A 20764-nucleotide genomic window follows, 5' to 3' on the forward strand; every position below is an offset into this window, starting at 1 on the left:
AGACCTCCCCCGTTGGCGTGCGGCTCAGGCGGCGACGGCTTCGTGTGCCTTGGCCGCTTCCAGCTCGCGGACCAGCGGGATGACGTGGCGGCCGAAATACTCGACCTCCTCCTGGAAATGCAGGAAGCCGAGCAGGACCAGATCGACGCCGATGGCTTTCAGGGCGACGATGCGCTCCGCCACCTGACGCGGCGTGCCGATCAGGTTGGTCTTGAAGCCGTCATTGTACTGGACGAGATCCTCGAAGGTGGACTTGGCCCAGTTGCCCTCGCGCTCCGGCGAGGCGTTGCCGGCATTCTGGACCTCGTGGTGGAAGCCCTTCACCGCATCGGGATCGGCCTTTTCAAGAATTTCGTTCAGGACGGCGCGGGCCTCCTCTTCGGTCTCGCGGACGATGGCGAAGGCGTTGACGCCGATCTTCGCGCGGTGGCCGGTGCCGGCCTCCTTGGCGCGGATATCGTCGATCTGCGCCCTGATGCCGTCCGGCGTGTTGCCGTTGGTGAAATACCAGTCGGACACGCGGGCGGCCATGTCGCGGGCGGCACGGGAACTGCCGCCCTGGAAGACCTCCGGCAGCGGGGCCAGCGGCTTCGGCTTCAGCGTGTAGTTCTCGAAGCGGTAATAGGCGCCGTTGAAGGAGAAATTGTCCTCCGACCAGACGCCGCGGATGACGCGGATGAACTCCTCCGACCGGCGGTAGCGCTCGTCATGGTCCAGCCACGGCTCGCCGATGGCCTGGAACTCGCCGCGGAACCAGCCGCTGACGATGTTGACGGCAATGCGGCCCTTGGTCAGATGGCTGATGGTGGCGACCTGCTTGGCGAGCAGGGCCGGGTGCCAGGGGCCGGGCAGCACCGCGGCGATGACGTTCAGCTTCTCGGTCGCCGCCAGCAGGGCATGGGTGAAGGACACCGATTCATGCTGGTTGTCGGCGCCGTAGCCGGCGGTGAAGCGGATCTGGCTCAGCGCATACTCGAACCCGGCCCGCTCGGCGATCTGCGCCAGCTTGCGGTTGTAATCGATGTCCCAGCTGGTGCGCTGTTCGATCTTGCTGATGACGAGGCCGCCGGACACGTTCGGAACCCAATAGGCGAACTTCACGGCGTCGGAATTGGCAGTCGTGGTGGCGGTCATGGCGAAGTCTCCGGGAGCGGAAGAAGGGAGGATCAGGCGGCGACCAGGGGCGCGGCGGCGGGAGCGGTCAGCCGACCGAGGGCGACGATGCGCACCGCCTCGTCGGCTGCGCGGGCGGCGCGGGCGGCGATGTCCGGGCTGGTCAGGCGGTAGTCGGTGAAGTCGCTGTCCTGGGCGAAGACGCCGGTCGGGACGGTGTGGGCCAGGAAGAAGCCGAACAGCGGGCGCAGCTGGTGTTCGATCACCAGGGCGTGGCGCGGGCTGCCGCCGGTCGCGGTCAGCACCACCGGCACGCCGCCCAAGGCGTTGGGGTCGATGAAGTCGATCAGATGCTTGAACAGCCCGGTGTAGGAGCCCTTGTAGACGGGCGTGCCGACCACCAGCAGATCGGCGCCGGCGATGGCGGCCAGCGCGTCGGCCACGCGCGGCGGCGCGGCTTTCGGATCGGTCAGTGCCCCCAGATCAGGCGCCAGTTCGCCGATCACGATGTCGGTGCGATGGATGGAAACCTGTGCCTCCACCCCCTCCACCACGGCATCGATCAGGGCGCGGGTACGGGACCGGGCGCCCAGATTGCCGGAAACGGTGACGACCTTGATCTTGCCCATTTTACACAAGCTCCAGTGCGGGAATGTCCGGAGCCATAGGGGCAAGCCGTGTGCCAAAGCAGTAAAATGCTGAATTTGTTGATGAAGTTCTGTGGCGGGCAACGAGGTCCCGCTTCAAAGGCAGCAGCCGTCACCCCACCGGTGCTGCACATGCAACAGAAACCATGTGAAACACACCCGTAGGCGTAAAATAAAACATATTCAGTTTGTAATATTGAATCTATTTCCATATTGATACACTGGGGAATGATCGGGGTGACCCGACGATGCCCGCCTCAGGAAGCAGGTGCCGCCATGACCAGGATCCCGCCCAGTGACCGCTGGCCCGCCGCGACAGCCTTCGACGCCGCTCCCCGTTCGGGGCTCGGTCTGTCCTCCTGCCGGTTCGACGCCGCCGCCTTGCCGTCCGTCGTCGTGGGGCAGGACGGGAGTTGCGGACCGGGCATCGACGCCGCCGGTTACGAACAGCGCCGCATCGTCGCCTTCGACCCGGCCAGCCGGGCCCGCAAGCCGAAGATCCGCGCCACCGCGATGGTGTTCGAGGATCCGCAGTCGCAACGGCTCCAGGCCGATCTCGACCGGCTGGCGCCCAGCGACGCCACCGTGCTGATCATAGGCGAAACCGGCACCGGCAAGGAACTGGTCTCACGCTATATCCACAGCCGCAGCCGCCGGGCCGACGGTCCATTCGTCGCCGTGAATTGCGGCGCCTTCAGCGACACGCTGGCCGAGGCCGAACTGTTCGGCTTCGAAAAGGGAGCCTTCACCGGTGCGCTGAAGACCCAGGCCGGCTGGTTCGAGGCCGCCCATGGCGGCACGCTGCTGCTGGACGAGATCGGCGACCTGCCACCCGCCCTTCAGGTCAAGCTTCTGCGCGTGCTGCAGGAGCGCGAGGTGGTGCGTGTCGGCTCGCGCAAGGCCATTCCCATCGACGTCCGCGTCATCGCCGCCACCAACGTCGATCTGGAGGCGGCGGTGGAGGCCAGGCGCTTCCGCGAGGATCTGTATTTCCGTTTGAACGTCGCCTCGGTGCGGCTGGCGCCGCTGCGCGAGCGGCCGGGCGACATCCCGCCGCTGGCCGAGCATTTCCTCGACCTCCACAAGGAGCGGCTCGGCCGGCCGGAGCTGTCGCTGAGCGGGGAGGCGCTGCGCCGGCTGGCCCATTGCCCCTGGCCGGGCAACATCCGCCAGCTGGAGAATGTGCTGCACAACGCGGTGCTGCTGGCGCCCGGTCCGGAGATCGGCGCGGACGACGTCCGCCTGCGCTGCGAGGGACACGGTCATGGCCAGAGCCAGGGCCAGCGCCAGAGTCGGACGTCCGCTGCCGTGGAGCCGCCGGCCCGCGACCTCGAGGGGGCGGTCAAGGCGCTGGTCGGCCGCGCCATCGCCGACGGCGAAGCCGACCTGTATGAGCGGCTGGTCCGCACCGCGGTGCGCAGCGCCTTCGAACTGGCCGACGGCAACCAGATGCGGGCGGCGGAAAGCCTGGGCATGACCCGCAACGCCTTCCGCACCCAGCTGGCCCATCTCGGCGCCATCGCGCCGCGGCGACGGTCCGGTGTGGCGGAACCGGGGGAGGAGCGGGCTTCGACGCCCTGCGTGCCGGCCCTCTCTTCCCGGCCCGCCCGGCTGCCTGTCCAACTCGTGGATCTGCCGATCGGCTATCAGAAGTTCGGCACCTCCAGCATCCTGAAGATGCGGGGGGCCGTGGAACGGCGGCTGGCCGCTCATGGCTACCGCGTCACCTGGACGGAGTTCGTGTCCGGCCCGCAGATGATGGACGCCCTCGGCAGCATGCAGGTGGAATTCGTGGCGACCGGGGAGGCGCCGCCGGTCTTCGCCCAGGCGGCCGGCGTGCCGCTGGTCTATGTCGGCTACGACCCGCCGGCTCCCAATGCCGAGGCGCTGCTGGTCCGTTGCGACAGCCCGTACCGCAGTACTGCCGACCTGCGCGGGCGCACGGTGGCGCTGCACACCGGATCGAACGTCCATTATTTCCTGTTGCGAGCCCTGCAAGCCTATGGGCTGACGCTGGACGACGTGCGCATCGTCCATATGCAGCCGGCGGCGGCGCTGGAGGCTCTGCTCGACGAGATGGTGGACGCCTGGGCGATCTGGGATCCGCTGCTGTCCTCCGCCCAGATCCGCGACGACACGCGGGTGCTGACCGACGGCAGCGGGCTGGTGCCCAACCACCAGTTCTATCTTGCCAACCAGAACTTTGCCGACCGCAACCCGGAGGCCGTCGCCATCCTGCTGGACGAGGTGGGCAAGGCCGGCGAATACGCCGCCCTGCATGCGGCGGAGGCTGCGCGGAGCATGACCCAAGACCTCGGCATCGCCGCCCCGGCGCTGGAGCTGGCTTTCAGCCGGCTTACCTACGGCGCCAAGCCGCTGGACGACCGGGCGGTGCGGCGCCAACAGGCGGTCGCCGACAGCTTCCACGCTTCCGGTCTGCTGAAATCCAGCATATCGGTGCGCGAAGCGGTGTGGTCCGGCGCGTGGGCATAGAAGAGAAAGTGTGGAATCGGCGTTGCCGATGCAGCAATTCCCCGGCGGCGGCTGTTGCAATTGCAGCGTAGCCGTCGGGGAATCATCTCTTCAAGCTCTTGGGAACAAAGGAAAACACGGGTTGGCACCGATGTTGCGCTTATCCGGCAGACCCTGCAACCGGAGACCGCAACCGTGTTCCGCAAGATCATCGACCTGCGCAGCCGTCCCGCCTTCCTGCATGATTTCTATGGGGCGACGCCCGGCACCCCCGGATTCGAGACGGCCAGATGGCTGAACCGGCGCGTCGGCACCCGTGGCGACGATGCCCATTTCACCCGCTCCCACACGCTGGAGGGCTATCTCGCCGATGTGCGCGAGGCCGGCATCACCGCAGCCGCCATCATCGGCCGCGACACCCCTGGCGTCAGCACCTCCAACGACCGGGTGCATGAGCTGGTCGCCGGCCGGCCGGAACTGATCGGTATCGGCTCCGTCGATCCGCAGCGCCAGGGCACCGCCGCCGCGGTGGCTGAGGCCGGGCGAGCCATCGCCGCGCTGGGACTGAAGGGCATCAATCTGGAGCCCGGCTTCCTCGACCCGGCGATTGCCTTCGACGATCCGTCACTGCTGCCGGTCTATGACGCCTGCGACCAGCTGAAGGTGCCGGTCTTCCTGATGACCGGGCCGACGACGCCGGACCCGCGCTTCAACGATCCGGCCCCGGTCGGCCGCATCGCCCGTTCGTTCCCGACCCTGAACATCGTCATCCACCACGGCTTCTGGCCGCATGTGGCGGAGATCGTCGGGATCGCCTTCCGCTATCCCAACGTCCACATCGTGCCGGACATGTACCTCTTCCTGCCCGGCAGCCGCCTCTATGTCGAGGCCGCCAACGGCTTCCTGCGCGACCAGCTGCTGTTCGGCAGCTCCTACCCGTTCCGCCCGATGAAGCAGACGGTGGAGGATTTCCTGAAACTCGGCTTCGACGGGGCGGTGCTCGACGGGCTGCTGTTCGACAACGCCCGGCGCCTGCTGGCGCTCGATCTCTGAGCGGAGGACCGATCCATGGACATCTTCTGGTTCCTGCCGGTGCATGGCGACGGCCCTTATCTGGGCAGCCAGGTCGACAGCCGGCCCGCCACCCTGGCCTATCTGACGGAGATCGCCCAGGCTGCCGACCGGCGCGGCTATCACGGCGTGCTGGTTCCCTGCGGCAAGGCCTGCGAGGAGCCTTACATCGTGTCGGCTGCGCTGATCGCGGCGACGGAGCGGCTGCGTTTCTTGGTCGCCACCCGGCCGTCCTCGATGACGCCGACCTTCGCGGCGCGGCTCGCCGCCGGACTAGACCGGCTGTCGGGCGGGCGCTTCTACCTGAATGTGGTCGCCGGCGGCGACGCGGCGGAGCTGGCCGGCGACGGCGTCTTCCTCGACCATGACGCCCGCTACGCCCAGGCGGCCGAGTTCTTCACGGTGTGGAAGCGGGTTCTGGCCGGCGAGACCGTCGATTTCGCCGGCAGCCACGTGACGGTGAAGGGCGCCACCGTGCCGCTGCGGCCGGTGCAGCGCCCCCATCCGCCGCTGTTCTTCGGCGGCTCGTCGCCCGCCGGCCATGCCGCGGTGGCCGAGCATTTCGACAGCTACCTGACCTGGGCCGAGCCGCCCGACGCGGTGGCCGCCAAGATCGCGGATGTGCGGGCGCGGGCGGCGGCGCGTGGCCGCACCCTGTCCTATGGCCTGCGCGTCAACATCATCGTGCGCGAGACCGAGGCGGAAGCCTGGGCCGCCGCCGAGAAACTCATCAGCAAGATCGACCGCAGCGCGGTCGAGGCCGCGCACGGCGCCTTCCGCCGCTTCGAATCCGAAGGCCAGCGCCGGATGACCGAGCTTGCCTCCCGCGCGGATCTGGTGGTGGCGCCGAATTTGTGGGCCGGCGTCGGGCTGGTGCGCGGCGGCGCCGGAACCGCGCTGGTCGGCAACCCGCGGCAAGTGGCTGATCGGCTGCTGGAATACCGCGATCTCGGCATCGACAGCTTCATCCTGTCCGGCTACCCGCATCTGGAGGAGGCGCACCGCGTCGCCGACCTGCTGTTCCCGCTGCTGCCGGTGACGGCCCCGCCGCCCGTCGCTCAGGCCGCACCCGACGTCGCCTTCATCAGCCCCTTCGGCGACCTCCAGCCGGCCAGGAGTGCCTCATGAGCATCGCTCCGCTGTCCAGCCCGGCCCTGCGCGGGGCATTGGCCGACCTCAAGACCCTGCTGGCGGAGAATGCCGTCGCCCGCGACCGGGCCGGCGGCACCGCCAAGGCGGAACGCGACGCCATCCGCCGGTCCGGCCTGCTGACCCTGGCGGTTCCGGCGGCCTATGGCGGGCAGGGGGAAGGCTGGCCGGCCATCCTGGGGGCGGTGCGGGACCTGGCGCAGGTCGATTCCTCGCTGGCCCATCTCTTCGCCTTCCATCACCTGATGGTCGCCTCGATCCTGCTCTATGGCAATCCGACCCAGCGGGCGGGCCTGTTGACCGCAACCGCCCGGCGCGGCCTGTTCTGGGGCAATGCGCTGAACCCGCTCGACCGCCGCACCCACCTGACGCCGGCCGGGGAGTTGGCGGAGGACGGGGAGGAGCCGCAGAGCTGGAGTCTGAACGGCACCAAGAGCTTCTGCTCCGGGGCAAGCGATTCCGACCTGCTGCTGGTGTCGGCGGACGGGCCGGACGGGGTGTTGCGGGTGATGGTTCTGCCGACCGACCGGTCCGGCATCGCCGTGCTGGACGATTGGGACGCCATCGGCCAGCGCCAGACCGACAGCGGCACCGTCACCTTCACCGATGTGGCGGTGTCGGCTGCCGACATACTGGGGCCGCCGGGGCCGTTCGGCGACGTCGCCTCCAGCCTGCGCCCCTGCATCGCCCAGTCGATCCTGGCCAGCCTCTATCTCGGCATCGCCGAAGGGGCGCTGGCGGCGGCGCGCGGCTTCACCCTGACGGAAGGGCGGCCGTGGCGGGCGTCGGGCGTGGCCAGCGCCGCCGAGGATCCCTATCTGCTGCATCATTTCGGCGAAGTGCAGCTTGCTGTCGCCGCGGCCGACGCGCTGGGCGGGTTGGCGCTCGACCGGCTGCAGCGGGCATGGGAGCGCGGGCGGTCGCTGGGGGCGCAGGAGCGGGGCGAAACCTCCCTCGCCGTCGCCACCTTCAAGGTCGCCGCCGCCCGTGCCGGTCTGGATGCCGCCGGCCGGCTGTTCGATATCACGGGCGCGCGGGGGGCCGCCGGGCGCTATGGCTTCGACCGCTTCTGGCGCAATGTCCGCACCCACTCCCTGCACGACCCGCTTGACTATAAGCTGAAGGAGCTGGGCGTCCACGCCCTGACCGGCGCGCTGCCGGAACCGGGCTTCTATTCCTGAGCCTTTTCCTGAACCGGCCGGTCGCGGCGGCCTCACCGCCGCAGCCGGCGCTCCAGCCACAGGCTGTAGCGCGACGCGATCACGCAGACCGTCAGGTAGATCAGCGCCGCGAAGCCGAAGGCTTCATCGTAGAATCCGAGCCATGCCGGGTCCTTGGCGGCGGTGCGCGCGGTGTTCAGCAGGTCGAACAGGCCGATGACGATGATCAGCGTGGTGTCCTGGAACAGGCCGATCGCCAGGGTCACGATGGAGGAGATCACCGTCCGCAGGGCCTGCGGCAGGATCACCAGCCGCATCGATTGCCAGTAGCCGAGCCCCAGCGCCTGGGCGGCTTCATACTGACCCGCCGGGATGGACTGAAGGCCGGCGCGGACGATCTCCGCCAGATAGGCGGAGACGAACAGGACAATGGCGATCTGTGCCCGCAGCAGCTTGTCGATGGCGGCACCGGCGGGCAGCATCAGCGGCAGCAGCAGGGTCGCGACGTAGAGCACCGCGATCAGCGGCACGCCGCGCGTCACCTCGATGAACAGGACGGCCAGCGTCCGCACCCCGCCCATGGAGCTGCGCCGGGCGAGCGCCAGCAGCACCGCCAGCGGGAAGGCGCCGACCAGCCCGACGACGGCGAGCAGCAGGCTGACCGGCAGGCCGCTCCAGCGCTCGGTCGGCACCGCCGGTCCGCCGGGACCGCCGGTCAGCAGCAGCAGGGCGGCGGCCAGCCCGAAAAGCCAGAGCCACAGCGTCGCCCGCCGCCAGAACAGCGGCATGCCGCTGAGCCCGGCCAGCGCCAGCAGGATGGCGCCGGCCGCCGCAGGGCGCCACTGCCGGTCCTGGTCGTAGAAGCCGAACAGGATGTAGCGCAGCTTCTCGCCGATGAAGGCCCAGCAGGCGCCGGCCGCGTCGGCGCAGCGGTCGGCGGGCCCCACCCACACGGCATCCAGCAGGGTCCAGCGCAGCAGCGGCGGCACGGCCCAGCCGAGAAGGGCGAGGCAGCAGAGCGTCACCGCGGCATTCAGCGGCGTGCCGAACAGGCCGGCCCACAGGCGCTGCCAGCGCGGCTGTGGCGAGGTGAGGGGCGGGGCGCTTTGCAGAACGCCGTCGGTCATCGCGCCCCCCTCGCCGCCAGCCGGCGGTTGTACAGGTTCATCGCCGCCGAGACCGCGAGATTCACCGTCAGATAGGCGCCCATCATGATCGCCATGGTTTCCAGCACCTGGCCCGTCTGGTTGGCGCTGGTGTTGATGACGCTGACCAGATCGGGGAAGCCGATCGCGACGGCGAGGCTCGAATTCTTGGTCAGGTTGAGATAGCTGGAGGTCAGCAGCGGCACGATCACCCGCATGGCCTGGGGCAGAACCACCAGCCGCATGATCCGGCGGCGCGGCAGGCCCAGCGCGCGCGCCGCCTCCCACTGCCCGGCCGGCACCGCCTGGATGCCGCTGCGCACGATCTCCGCGATCATCGCCGCGGCGTTGACGACCAACCCGACCAGCAGGGCGGAGAATTCCGGGGACACCGTCGTCCCGCCGCTGAAATTGAAACCGGCCAGTTCGGGAACCTCGACCTGCAACGGCACGCCCGATGCCAGCAGCAGTGCCGCGGGCAGGCCGCATGCGACCGCCGCGACCGACACTCCGGACAGCGCATCCCGCAGCCAGAAGCGCCGGCGCAGCACGGTCCCGGCAAGGGCGAGCGCCAGCGCAAGGGCGATGGCCGCCAGCAGCCATCCGCCCGCCCGCCCGTCGGCGAAGGCCGGCAGCTGGATGCCGCGGTTGCACAGGAAGATGCCCGGCAGCGGGTTCAGCGCCTGGCGCGGGGCCGGCAACGCCTGGAAGGTGGCGCTCCAGAAGAAGAGTTGCAGCAGCAGCGGCGTGCTGCGGACCAGCTCGACATAGCCTTGCACCAGCCCCGAGAGCAGCGCGTTGCCGGACAGCCGCGCCACCCCCAGCAGCACGCCGAGGACGGTGGCGATCAGGCAACCGGTCACCGCGACCTTGACGGTGTTCAGCAGCCCGACCAGCAGGGCCAGCGCGTAGCTGTCCTGCGGCCGGTAGTCGAGCAGCGCCTCCCCGATCTCGAAGCCCGCCGGACGGCCGAGGAAGGCGAAGCCCGGCGTGATGCCGAAGCGCTCCATGTTCGCCAGCGTGTTGGAGCCGAGCAGGAAGCCGCCCAGCAACACCAGCGCCAGGATCGCCGCCTGAAGGCCGCTACGGCCACCCCACCAGAGGGTGACCGCGGCGACCGGACCGGAGCGCAGGGCGCCGGACGGCGCGGGGCTGCTCACCGGAAGGGCGGGGCGTAGAGCAGGCCGCCCTGGGTCCACAGCTTGTTGAAGCCGCGGTCCAGCCCAACCTTGGTCGCCGGCCCGACGTTGCGGTCGAAGATCTCGCCGTAATTGCCCACGGTCTTGACGATGGTGTAGGCGAATTTCGGGTCGAGCTTGGCCGCTTCGCCCAGGCTGGGATCGACGCCCAGGAAACGGCGGACCGTCGGATCGGCGCTGGTCAGGAAGCTGTCGATGTTGGCCTGGGTGATGCCCAGCTCCTCCGCCTGGATGGTGGCGTAGACCGCCCAGTTGACGATCTCCAGCCACTGGTCGTCGCCGTAGCGGATGGCAGGGGCCAGCGGTTCCTTCGAGATGCGTTCGGGCAGCAGGACGTAATCGTCGGGCTTGGGCAGCTGGGTGCGGGTGATCGCCAGATCGGAGGCGTCCTGGGTCAGCACGTCGCAGCGGCCGCTGGAGAAGGCCTTCTGGTTCTCGGCGGTTTCCTCGATCACCACCGGCTTGAAGGCGATCTTGTTCTGCCGGAAAAAGTCGGTGATGTTCAGCTCGCCGGTGGTGCCGGTCTGGACGCAGACGGTGGCGCCGTTCAGATCCTTGCCCTTGCTCACCCCCAGCTTCTTCGGCACCAGCAGGCCCTGGCCGTCATAGAAGACCACCGGGCCGAAATGGAAGCCCAGCTTGGTGGCGCGGGTGAAGGTCTGGGTCACGCCGGAGAGCAGGATGTCGAACTCGCCCGATTGCAGGGCCGGCAGGCGCTGCTGCGGCGAGGAGGAGACGAACTGCACCTTGTCCGGGTCGTTGAACACGGCGATGGACAGCGCCCGTCCGAAATCGACGAAGAAGCCCTGCCAGCGGCCGTTGCTGTCGGGGGCGAAAAAGCCCGGCTGGGTGCCGACTCCGACCTTGATGCTGCCGCGCGCCTTGATCGCGTCCAGCGTCGGACCGGCCTTGGCGGCGCCGGTCAGGGCGAGGCCGATGGCGAGACTGAGAGCGCCGGCGATCAGAAAGCGCGGCGACAGGCCGCTTCGGGAGGACGGACGCGAAGGAGCCTGCGAGGGAGTGCGCATGGTGGTTTCCCGCAATGAGTTTGTTGTTTTGTGAAAGACGCGGAGCGCCGCAGTGAAAAGGCGCCCGACCTGCCGGACCCGTTTGCGGACCGGCGGTTGGCGGGCAGCCGCGAAGGGGCAGCGCTTATTCCCTAATTAGCAGATAGGGAAATTCGCCTGTCAATGGCTTTGTGAAAATCTATAAATTAACTTCATTAAATTGTTGATTACGAATTTTCCCGGCCCATAAATCCACAATTTCTGTAGACAATAAGAGTCTTCCGCGTAATGATCGGATGTGAAACCGGGAGGCCGCCCGGAGTTCCGTGACCCCGGCGGCCGTGCCAAGCCTCAAGCCCTAACCTCCCAAGTCATTGTACTGGAACGCTATCATGGCCAATCCTCAGACCGCCCGCCGGGCCTCCGCCTCCGCAGCGTCCGAACAGACCATGGTCTGGATCCCGCTTCCGGAAGCCATGGGGATGTGTGCCGTGAATGACGGGCTGTCGCCGCAGGCACCGGTCAGCCGGCTCTGGGCGCAGATGCGCGGCACCTGGCTGAAGGCGCGCAGCCGCACCGACTGAGCGGCCGCACCCGCTTCTACAAAATCCGATTTCACATGTCGCTGCACGAAGCGGGCGTTCCCGAACGCATGTCCGCAAAGGAGAGTCCTGTGACCGCGCTTCCCTCTTCGGCCGAGCGGCCGCCGCTGCCGTTTCTCGATCTCGCCCGCCTGGATGGCGCTGCTGCGGACCGCGCCCTGTTCCTGTCGGAGCTGCGGGCGGCGATCCGCCGCTTCGGCGCCTTCTATGTGACCGGCCATGGGGTCGATCCGGCCTTCATCGACTCCGTCTTCGACCTGTCGCGCGGCTTCTTCGCCCTGCCGGAGCAGGACAAGCTGTCCATCGAGATGGTCAACTCGCCCCATTTCCGCGGCTATACCCGCGCCGGCTGGGAGCGCACGCGCGGTCTGGCCGATTGGCGCGAGCAGCTGGATGTCGGTGCGGAACGGCCGGCCTTGCCCCAAGGTCCGGACCAGCCGCCCTGGGTCCGCCTGCAGGGCCCCAACCAGTGGCCGGAGACCCTGCCGGAGTTGCGCCCGGCGGTCCTGCGCCTCCAGGACCACCTGACCGCGGTGTCGCGGCGCATCCTGTCGACGGTGGCGGTGGCCCTGCGCCTGCCGGAAGATGCCTTCGATCCGATCCTGACCGACCAGCCGACGCAGCTCGTCAAGCTGATCCGCTATCCGGGCCATGACGCGGTTCCCGCCGACGATGCCCCCGCCGATGATGCCGGAGGGCAGGGCGTCGGGCCGCACAAGGACAGCGGCCTGCTGACGCTGGTTCTCCAGCACCGCCAGAGCGGTTTGCAGATCGAAACCGATGGCGGCTGGGCCGATGTGCCGCCGGTCCCCGGCACCTTCGTCGTCAATGCCGGCGAATTGCTGGAACTGGCGACCGACGGCTATTTCCGCGCCGCCGTGCACCGGGTGGTGACGCCGCCGGCGGGGGTGGACCGGCTGTCGACCGCCTTCTTCCTGGGGGCCGGCCTGGATGTCCGGGTGCCGGTGCTGCCGCTGCCGGACGATCTCGCCGCCGAAGCGCGAGGTCCCGAGCGCGACCCGCTGAACCCGCTCTACAGCTCGGTCGGGGAAAACACGCTGAAAAGCCGCCTGCGCTCCCACCCCGACGTGGCCCGCCGCCATTACGCCGATCTGGTCGGCGCCTCCGCCTGACCGGCACCGACAGCAAGAACCGAGAAAGAGGAACCGCCCGATGACCGACCGCAAGCCGCATTTCGAAACCCTGGCCGTCCATGGCGGCGCCTTCCGCGCCGATCCCGTCACCGGATCCGTCGCCGTGCCGATCCACCAGACGACCTCCTACCAGTTCCAGGACACCGCCCATGCCGAGCGCCTCTTCGCGCTTCAGGAACTGGGCCACATCTATACCCGCGTCACCAACCCGACGGTCGAGGTGCTGGAACAGCGGCTCGCCGTGCTGGAAGGCGGTGCGGCGGCGGTGGCGGTCGCGTCCGGACAGGCGGCATCCTTCTATTCGGTGCTGAATCTGGCGCAGGCCGGCGACAACATCGTCACCTCCACCGATCTCTATGGCGGAACCTGGAACCTGTTCGCGAACACGCTGAAGCAGATCGGCATCGAGGCGCGCTTCGTCGATCCGGCCGACCCGGAGAATTTCCGCCGCGCCACCGACGACCGCACCCGCGCCTATTATGCGGAGACGCTGCCGAACCCGAAGCTGAACGTCTTCCCGATCCGCGAGGTCGCCGACATCGGCCTCGAACTGGGCGTGCCGCTGATCGTCGACAACACCGCGGCACCGCTGACCGTGCGGCCCTTCGACCATGGCGCGGCGGTGACGATCTATTCGGCGACCAAATACATCGGCGGCCACGGCACCACCATCGGCGGCGTGCTGATCGACGGCGGCACCTTCCCGTGGGAGGCGCATGCCGCCCGTTTCCCGTTGCTGACCCAGCCCGACCCTAGCTATCACGGTGCGATCTGGACGGAGGCGGCCAAACCGCTCGGCCCCATCGCCTATGCGCTGCGTGCCCGCGTCACCCTGCTGCGCGACATCGGTGCCGCCCTCAGCCCGCAATCGGCCTTCCAGCTGATCCAGGGGCTGGAGACGCTGCCGTTGCGCATCCGCCAGCACAACGTCAACGCCGGCATCGTCGCGAACTATTTGAAGACGCATGCCAAGGTGACGTCGGTCATCTTCCCCGGCCTGCAGGAGGGCGAGGCGCGGCGGCGCGCCGACACCTACCTGAAGGGCGGCTATGGCGGGCTGGTCGGCTTCGAACTGGCCGGCGGGGCTGAGGCGGGGCGGCGCTTCATCGACGCGCTGAAGCTGTTCTACCACGTCGCCAACATCGGCGACGCCCGGTCGCTGGCGATCCATCCCGCCACCACCACCCACTCCCAGCTGTCGCCGGAAGACCAGATCGCCACCGGCGTCACCCCCGGCTATGTCCGCTTGTCGGTCGGCATCGAGCATCCCGACGACATCATTGCCGACCTGGAGCAGGCACTGGCCGAGGCGTAAGGCCCATCGTCCCTCGCCCATAGTCCAGCGGTAGCGGTCTCTCGCGGTTCAGAGTCTCACTGCGCGGCCGGCACCATCCCCTCGGCGGGAGGTGCTGGCCGAAATTTTTCACAGATGTGCATATTTTGGTATGCGCACTATCTCTAGTGTGTAAGTATGATTTCAGGAAGAAAGAGCGACCGAAAGCAGTAATAGAAAGCTGTTTCGGAATCGCCGATTCGCTCAATCCGCATGATCGACAGTCCCGGAGGGTTTTTCCGATGGCCAACGTGCCCGGCGCTCCTGTCAGTTCATCCGCCGCATCCCTCGACCTTGAGACCGATGTCCTGATACTGGGGGGCGGTCCCGCCGGCACCTGGGCCGCCATCGCCGCTGCAACCGGCGGTGCCCGCACCATTCTGGCCGACAAGGGATTCTGCGGCACGTCCGGCGCCACCGCCGCGTCCGGAACCACGCTGTGGTATGTCGATCCCGATCCGGCCAAGCGCGCTGCGGCCAAGGCATCGCGCGAAGGGCTGGGCGGCCATCTTGCCGACCATGGCTGGATGGACCGCGTGCTCGACCGCACCCATGCGGCGGTCGGCCAGCTCGCCGACTGGGGCTATCCCTTTCCACGCGATGCGGACGGGCGTGAGCGCCGCGTGTCGGTGCAGGGGCCGGAATATATGCGGCTGATGCGCCGCCGGGTGAAACAGGCAGGCGTGACGATCCTCGACCATTGCCCGGCGCTGGAGCTGCTGGTCGACGACAGCGGCGCCGTGGCCGGCGCCGTCGGCTTGCAGCGGCAAAAGGGCGGGCGCTGGACCGTGCGGGCGAAGGCGGTGGTCATCGCCACCGGCGGCTGCGCCTTCCTCAGCAAGGCGCTGGGCTGCAACGTGCTGACCGGTGACGGCCTGCTGATGGCGGCGGAGGCCGGGGCCGATCTGTCGGGGATGGAGTTCTCCAACGCCTACGCCATCGCCCCGGCCTTCGGCTCGGTGACCAAGACGCTGCTCTACCAGTGGGCCAGCTTCACCCGTGCCGACGGCGAAGCCATTCCGGGGGCGGCCTCCAAGGGCGGCCGCTCCGTCATCGCACGCGTGCTGACGACCGAACCGGTCTATGCCCGCCTCGACCGGGCCGAACCGGAACTGTGGGCGGCGATGCGTCAGGCCCAGCCGAACTTCTTCCTGCCTTTCGACCGCGCCGGCATCGACCCCTTCACCCAGCGTTTCCCGGTGACCCTGCGGCTGGAGGGCACGGTGCGCGGCACCGGCGGCCTGCGGCTGGTGGACGGGACCTGCGCCACCGCTGTCCCCGGACTTTTCGCCGCCGGCGACGCCGCGACGCGCGAGCCGATCTGCGGCGGCTTCACCGGCGGCGGCAGCCACAACGCCGCCTGGGCGATGTCGACCGGCCATTGGGCAGGTCTCGGGGCTGCCGATCATGCCCGCGCCTTGGGGGTCCGCGCCCTGGGAAATGGAACCCGCACCCTGCGGCGGGCGGGCGGTGCCGGATTGCAGGACAGGCCACGGGGCGGACATGGTGCTGCGGTCGATGCCGGCACTCTGACCCGTGCCGTCCAGGCCGAGGTGTTCCCCTACGACCTCAATTACTTCCGTACGGAGGAGGGGCTGACCGGCTCCCTCGGCCGGCTGGACCGGCTGTGGGCCGATGCCGCCGGGGCCATGCCGGCCTCCGCCGACACAGTCCTGCGCGTGCGGGAAGCGGCGGCGATGCTGGCGACCGCCCGCTGGATGTACCGTTCGGCGCTGGCCCGCACGGAATCGCGCGGCATGCATCGCCGCATCGACCATGCCGCCCTCGACCCGGCCCAGCGGCATCTGCTGACGGTCGGCGGCCTGGACGAGGTGCATGTCTCGACCCGCCCGGCGCCGGTCCGCGCGGATCCGGTCCGCCTGGATCGGGCCGAGGCCGGCCGGGAGTTGGCCGCATGATCGAGCTGATCAGCCCGACCCGCTGCACCGGCTGCAACATCTGCGTCTCCGTCTGCCCGATGGACGTGTTCCAGCCGACCGGTGGCGGCCGGGCCGAGGGGGCCGCCCCCGTCATCGCCCGGCAGTCCGACTGCCAGACCTGCTTCCTGTGCGAAGCCCATTGCCCGGACGACGCCCTCTATGTCGCTCCCGATGCCGAAACGGTGACGGGGATCACCGAGGAAGCGGTCGCCGCCGCCGGCCTGTTCGGCAGCTACCGCCGTGCCATCGGCTGGACTGCCGCCCATCGCGAGAACCGTTCCGCCGACCAGACCTTCCGGCTGCTGGCGCCCCATTGAGCGCCCGGCCGCATTCGACAGGAGCCTTTCGATCATGACCGTGTCCGATCCCTCCGGCATTCGCCTGAACCGCCGCCGCCTGCTGACCGGTGCCGCTGTCACCGCTGGCGCGCTGGCCGCCGGGCCGCTGTGGGCCGGCCGCGCGCAGGCCGCCGCGGCCAAGGCGACGCTGGCCTATGGCAGCACCGGCTACACCTGGGCGGTGCCCTTCGTCGCCGAGGCCGCCGGCACCTGGGCCGAGGCCGGCTTCGATCTGAGCACCATGGAGTTCGAGAGCGGGCGCGATTCGATGCAGGCGCTGCTCGCCGGCTCGGCCGACTTCTCCGCCTCGACCGACACGCCGGTGGTGTTCGCGGTGCTGCAGGGGCTGCGGCCGCTGATTCTGGTGAATTACAGCCGCTATTCGCGCGACATGAAGATCGTCGTCCGCAAGGACGGCGGCATCGATCCGGCCAAGCCGGCCAGCCTGAAGGGGCGCAGGATCGCCACCCGCGTCGGCACCTCCGGGCAATATATGCTGGCGAAATATCTGGAATTCGCCGGGCTGGCGCCGGGCGACGTCGAGGTGGTCGACCTCACCCCGAACAACATGACCTCCGCCCTGGTTCGCGGCGACATCGACGGCTTCGCCTGGAGCAGCCAGTCCGCCGCGGTGGCCGAGCGCCAGTCCGGCGGCAAGACCGCGGTGATGACCCAGGACGGGCTGGAGAAATTCTTCCAGAGCCACCAGCTGCTGCTGACCACCGAAAAGGTGGTGAAGGAGAAGCCGGAGCTGGTGACCGGCGCCATCCGGGCGTTGCAGGGGGCGGAACGCCGCATCCTGGCCGACGGCGGCTGGGCCGACCTGATCTCGCGCCGCATCCACACGCCGCCGAAGGAGATTCTGGAGGCGACCTCCGAGTTCACCTTCAAGATCGCCTTCGACGACCGCTTCGTCGACGATCTGGTGGCTGAGGCGGAATGGGCCATCGCCACCGGCCTCGCCAAGCGTCCGGCGGGGGACCTGCGGGCCCTGTTCCGCGGCCTGATCGTCGATTCCCCATTGAAGGCGGTCGCACCCGACCGGGTCACCCTGTCATGAGCGGGCCGCTGATCGATTTCGACCGCGTGTCGCAGATCTATGCGGCGCGCGACGGCTCTCCGGTCTGGGCGCTCAGCGACGTGTCGCTGCGGGTGGAGGCCGGCGAGTTCGTCTGCCTGATCGGCCCGTCCGGTTGCGGCAAGTCCACGCTGATCCATCTGCTGGCCGGCTTCCTCAAGCCGACGTCCGGCGCCGTGCGCTTCCGCGGCCGGCCGCTGGACGGGCCGGGGCCGGACCGCGGGGTGGTGTTCCAGGAATATGCGCTGTTCGCCTGGATGACCGCGCGCCAGAACGTCGAGTTCGGCCTGCGCATGCAGCGGGTCTCCGCCCCCGTCCGGCGGCGCCGGGCGCTGGAGGCGCTCGACCGGGTCGGGCTGCGCCATGCCGCAGACCGCTACCCGCACGAGCTGTCCGGCGGCATGCGCCAGCGCGTCGCCGTCGCCCGCGCCCTGGTGGTGGAGCCGGAGGTGGTGCTGATGGACGAGCCGTTCGCCGCCGTCGACGCCATGACCCGCACCACCCTGCAGGAGGATCTGCTGCGGCTGTGGCGGGAGACCGGGGTGTCGGTGCTGTTCGTTACCCACAACATCGACGAGGCGGTGTTCCTCGCCCAGCGCGTCGTGGTGATGGGGGCCGGGCCGGGGGTGATCCGCGAGGATCTGGCGGTCGATCTGCCCTATCCGCGCGACCGCGGTTCGGCGGAGTTCGGCCGGGAATATGCCCGCATCGCCGCGGCGCTGGCCCGCGGCAGCCGGGGAACCGACCAGAGCGACGGTGAACGGAGAGCGGCGTGACGGCGGCGACGGATGACGTGACCGGCAACGATCTTTCTTCCTCCCGGCGCCCGGCGCTGGAGGCGCCGTCCGACAGGGACGCCTTCGCTAAAGAGTTCCGCCGCGCCCATCGCCGCGGCCTGCGGCGGGCGGCCTGGCTGCGCGCCCTCCTGAACGTGACCGGCATCCTGCTATTCCTGGCGGTCTGGGAGGCGGTGCCGCGGCTGGGGACCTGGGTCAATCCGGTGCTGCTGCCGCCGCCGTCGGTGGTGTTCGACACCTTCGTCCCGATGCTGCTGTCCGGCGAGATTCCGGCCAACATCCTGGCCAGCCTGCGCCGGGCGGCGCTGGGCTTCGGCATCGCGACGGCGACCGGCGTGACGGCCGGGCTGCTGACCGCACGCATCGGCCTGCTGCACCATGTCAGCGAGCCGATCCTGCACGGTTTCCGCTCCGTCCCCTCCATCGCGCTGGTGCCGCTGTCGGTCCTGTGGTTCGGCATCGGCGAAGGCTCGAAGGTGGCGCTGGTCGCCTGGGGCAGCTTCTTCCCGATCTGGATCACCACCTTCATCGGCGTGCGCGACGTGCCGGCGGCCTATCTGCGCTCCGCCGCCTGCCTGGGCGCCGGGCGGCTGGCGACGCTGCTTCTGGTGGTGCTGCCGGCGGCCCTGCCGATGATCCTGGCGGGCTTGCGCCAGGGCATCGCCGTCTCGCTGATCCTGCTGGTCGCCGCCGAGCTGTCCGGCGCGCGGGAGGGGGTCGCCTACATGATGTCCACCGGCCACCAGATGTTCCGGGTCGACATCATGCTGATCGGGCTGGTGCTGCTCGGCACCTTCGGCTTCATCGCCGACCGCCTGTTCGTGGCGCTGATCCGCCGCCTGTTCCCCTGGTACACCACCGCCTCGTGAGGGTCGCCGGATGAGCGGACCGAGTTCTTCACCCACCCTGATCCTGCGCAACGCCAACATCCTCACCTTCGATCCGGCCCGGCCGCGCGCCAGCGCGGTGGCGCTGGCCGGCGACCGCATCCTTGCGGTCGGAGGGGAGGAGGTCGCGGCACTCGCCACCGCCGCCACCGAGGCGATCGACCTCGGCGGCGCGACGCTGATCCCCGGCTTCAACGACGCCCACGCCCATATGGAGCGCGAAGGGCTGAAGCGCCTGCGCCCCTCGCTGGCCGGTGCCCGCAGCGTCGGCGACATTCTGGAGCGGGTGCGGGCGGTTGCGGCGGAGACGCCGCCCGGCCAGTGGATCGTCACCATGCCGATCGGCACGCCGCCCTTCTTCTTCGACGGTGCGGCGACGCTGGCCGAGGGGAGGCCGCCGGATCGGCACGAGCTGGACCGTGCAGCACCGGACCACCCCGTCTACATCCCCGGCCTGTTCGGCAATTGGGGCAAACCGCCGGGGCACAGCGCCCTGAACAGCCGGGCGCTGGCGCTGAACGGCATCACCGCGGCCAGCGTGCCGACCTGCGGCGGCGTGGAGATCCTGAAGGACTCCCACGGCGAGCCGACCGGCGTGATCGTCGAGCACAACAGCCGCCCGACCGTCGAGTTCGACCTGCTGCCGGCGGTTCCCCGCTTCGGTTTCGCCGAACGGCTGGAAGGCGTGCGTCTGTCCCAGCGGCTCTACAACGCCCAGGGCACCACCAGCATCTATGAGGGGCACGGCTCCGCGCCGCAGACCATCTCGGTCTACCGCCGCCTGTGGGAGCTGGGGGAGCTGACGGTGCGGGTCGGGCTGGTGGTGAGCCCGAGCTGGGCCGACATCGCCGAGGCGCGCCGCGCCATGCGCGACTGGCTGGCCCACGCGCGCGGAGCCGGGCTGGGCGATCCCTGGCTGCGGCTGTCGGGCGTCCACATCGCCTATGGCGGCGACCCGGCGGTCGCCTGCTGCGCCCGCGACAATCTGCCGGACACCGGCTGGTCCGGCTTTGTCGAGCAGGCGCTGACCCCGGCCGACTTCCGCGAGGCCTGCTTTCTGGCCGCCGAGCACGATCTGCGCCTGCACACCATCGTCAGCGACAGGCTGCACGAGGTGGTGCCGGTGCTGGAGGCGGTCAACCAGCGCCATCCGCTGTCCGGCCGCCGCTGGGTGATCGAGCATATCGGCCGCGCCCGGCTTGCCGATCTTGAGGCGCTGAAGCGGCTGGACGTGCTGGTGACGACGATCCCGACCTATTTCCTGTGGAAGGGCGGTGCCGCCTATCTGGATGAGCCGGATGGCGGCGATCTGGTGGTGCCGCACGCCCATCTGCTGCGGTTGGGCATTCCGACCGCCATCGCCACCGACAACATCCCGCACGATCCCTTCTTCACCCTGTGGTCGGTCTGCAACCGGCTGGAACGGTCCAGCGGCCGGGTCATCGGCCCCGACCAGCGGCTGGATGCCGAAACGGCGCTGCGGCTGTTCACCGTGGCCGGCGCCGCCCTGACCTTCGACGAGGGATGGAAAGGGCCGCTGCGTCCCGGCTTCGCCGCCGACCTCGCGGTGCTGTCGGAGGATCCCACCGCCATCGACCCGGACCGGTTGCGCGATCTGCGCTGCCGCCTGACGCTGGTCGGCGGACGGATCGTCCATCGCGAAGGGCTGTGA

Annotated in this window: 18 protein-coding genes; 13 read left to right on the top strand and 5 right to left on the bottom strand. The window is 69.4% G+C overall.

Going from position 1 to position 20764, the window contains the following annotated elements; genetic code table 11:
• Window positions 1-24: 24 nt before the first annotated feature.
• Window positions 25-1134: a dimethylsulfone monooxygenase SfnG gene (sfnG, locus tag GBZ48_RS07495; protein WP_174470452.1), complete on the bottom strand. Its 1110-nt coding sequence runs from the start codon at window positions 1132-1134 to the stop codon at window positions 25-27.
• Between the two features lie 32 nt (window positions 1135-1166).
• Window positions 1167-1742 carry an FMN reductase gene (msuE, locus tag GBZ48_RS07500; protein WP_174470453.1) on the bottom strand — a complete coding sequence of 192 codons (576 nt, stop codon included), beginning with the start codon at window positions 1740-1742 and terminating at the stop codon, window positions 1167-1169.
• A gap of 294 nt (window positions 1743-2036) precedes the next feature.
• Between msuE and GBZ48_RS07505 the strand changes: the two genes are divergently transcribed.
• The 4 genes from GBZ48_RS07505 to GBZ48_RS07520 all read left to right on the top strand — a co-directional run bounded on the left by GBZ48_RS07505 (window position 2037) and on the right by GBZ48_RS07520 (window position 7633).
• Window positions 2037-4253: a sigma-54-dependent Fis family transcriptional regulator gene (locus GBZ48_RS07505; RefSeq protein ID WP_246307048.1), complete on the top strand. Its 2217-nt coding sequence runs from the start codon at window positions 2037-2039 to the stop codon at window positions 4251-4253.
• A 174-nt stretch (window positions 4254-4427) separates the two neighbouring features.
• The gene (locus GBZ48_RS07510; protein ID WP_174470455.1) at window positions 4428-5285 is read left to right on the top strand and encodes an amidohydrolase family protein; all 858 of its coding nucleotides are present in this window, start codon (window positions 4428-4430) and stop codon (window positions 5283-5285) included.
• A 15-nt stretch (window positions 5286-5300) separates the two neighbouring features.
• Complete coding sequence (gene ssuD / locus GBZ48_RS07515) at window positions 5301-6431, top strand: FMNH2-dependent alkanesulfonate monooxygenase (RefSeq protein WP_174470456.1); 1131 nt, start codon at window positions 5301-5303, stop codon at window positions 6429-6431.
• Window positions 6428-7633, top strand: coding sequence for an acyl-CoA dehydrogenase family protein (locus GBZ48_RS07520; RefSeq protein WP_174470457.1), 1206 nt, complete (start codon window positions 6428-6430; stop codon window positions 7631-7633). Before ssuD ends, GBZ48_RS07520 begins: the two co-directional genes overlap by 4 nt.
• 32 nt (window positions 7634-7665) lie before the next feature.
• Here the strand turns inward: GBZ48_RS07520 and GBZ48_RS07525 are convergent, their stop codons facing one another.
• The 3 genes from GBZ48_RS07525 to GBZ48_RS07535 are packed head-to-tail and all read right to left on the bottom strand — an operon-like array spanning window position 7666 to window position 10984.
• Window positions 7666-8739 carry an amino acid ABC transporter permease gene (locus tag GBZ48_RS07525; RefSeq protein ID WP_174470458.1) on the bottom strand — a complete coding sequence of 358 codons (1074 nt, stop codon included), beginning with the start codon at window positions 8737-8739 and terminating at the stop codon, window positions 7666-7668.
• Window positions 8736-9917: an amino acid ABC transporter permease gene (locus GBZ48_RS07530; protein WP_343049404.1), complete on the bottom strand. Its 1182-nt coding sequence runs from the start codon at window positions 9915-9917 to the stop codon at window positions 8736-8738. Before GBZ48_RS07530 ends, GBZ48_RS07525 begins: the two co-directional genes overlap by 4 nt.
• Window positions 9914-10984, bottom strand: coding sequence for an amino acid ABC transporter substrate-binding protein (locus tag GBZ48_RS07535; RefSeq protein WP_246307049.1), 1071 nt, complete (start codon window positions 10982-10984; stop codon window positions 9914-9916). The genes GBZ48_RS07530 and GBZ48_RS07535 overlap by 4 nt, the downstream gene beginning before the upstream one ends.
• A 371-nt stretch (window positions 10985-11355) precedes the next feature.
• Between GBZ48_RS07535 and GBZ48_RS07540 the strand changes: the two genes are divergently transcribed.
• The 9 genes from GBZ48_RS07540 to GBZ48_RS07580 all read left to right on the top strand — a co-directional run bounded on the left by GBZ48_RS07540 (window position 11356) and on the right by GBZ48_RS07580 (window position 20764).
• Window positions 11356-11547, top strand: coding sequence for a hypothetical protein (locus tag GBZ48_RS07540; protein ID WP_174470460.1), 192 nt, complete (start codon window positions 11356-11358; stop codon window positions 11545-11547).
• 89 nt (window positions 11548-11636) lie between these two features.
• On the top strand, window positions 11637-12698 hold the full coding sequence (locus tag GBZ48_RS07545; RefSeq protein WP_343049405.1) for an isopenicillin N synthase family dioxygenase: 1062 nt from the start codon (window positions 11637-11639) through the stop codon (window positions 12696-12698).
• Between the two features lie 40 nt (window positions 12699-12738).
• Complete coding sequence (locus GBZ48_RS07550; protein WP_174470461.1) at window positions 12739-14034, top strand: O-acetylhomoserine aminocarboxypropyltransferase/cysteine synthase family protein; 1296 nt, start codon at window positions 12739-12741, stop codon at window positions 14032-14034.
• 260 nt (window positions 14035-14294) lie between these two features.
• Window positions 14295-15971 carry an FAD-binding protein gene (locus GBZ48_RS07555; RefSeq protein WP_174470462.1) on the top strand — a complete coding sequence of 559 codons (1677 nt, stop codon included), beginning with the start codon at window positions 14295-14297 and terminating at the stop codon, window positions 15969-15971.
• Window positions 15968-16309, top strand: coding sequence for a 4Fe-4S dicluster domain-containing protein (locus GBZ48_RS07560; RefSeq protein ID WP_174470463.1), 342 nt, complete (start codon window positions 15968-15970; stop codon window positions 16307-16309). The genes GBZ48_RS07555 and GBZ48_RS07560 overlap by 4 nt, the downstream gene beginning before the upstream one ends.
• Window positions 16310-16343: 34 nt before the next feature.
• Window positions 16344-17390: an ABC transporter substrate-binding protein gene (locus GBZ48_RS07565; protein ID WP_174470464.1), complete on the top strand. Its 1047-nt coding sequence runs from the start codon at window positions 16344-16346 to the stop codon at window positions 17388-17390.
• Entirely contained in the window at window positions 17387-18184 is a 798-nt protein-coding gene (locus tag GBZ48_RS07570) for an ABC transporter ATP-binding protein (protein WP_174470465.1), read from the top strand. Before GBZ48_RS07565 ends, GBZ48_RS07570 begins: the two co-directional genes overlap by 4 nt.
• Window positions 18181-19074: an ABC transporter permease gene (locus GBZ48_RS07575; RefSeq protein ID WP_209798212.1), complete on the top strand. Its 894-nt coding sequence runs from the start codon at window positions 18181-18183 to the stop codon at window positions 19072-19074. Before GBZ48_RS07570 ends, GBZ48_RS07575 begins: the two co-directional genes overlap by 4 nt.
• Before the next feature lie 10 nt (window positions 19075-19084).
• Entirely contained in the window at window positions 19085-20764 is a 1680-nt protein-coding gene (locus GBZ48_RS07580; RefSeq protein ID WP_209798213.1) for an amidohydrolase, read from the top strand.

It is taken from the genome of Azospirillum melinis (genome assembly GCF_013340935.1).
In the GTDB taxonomy this organism is placed as follows: domain Bacteria; phylum Pseudomonadota; class Alphaproteobacteria; order Azospirillales; family Azospirillaceae; genus Azospirillum; species Azospirillum melinis.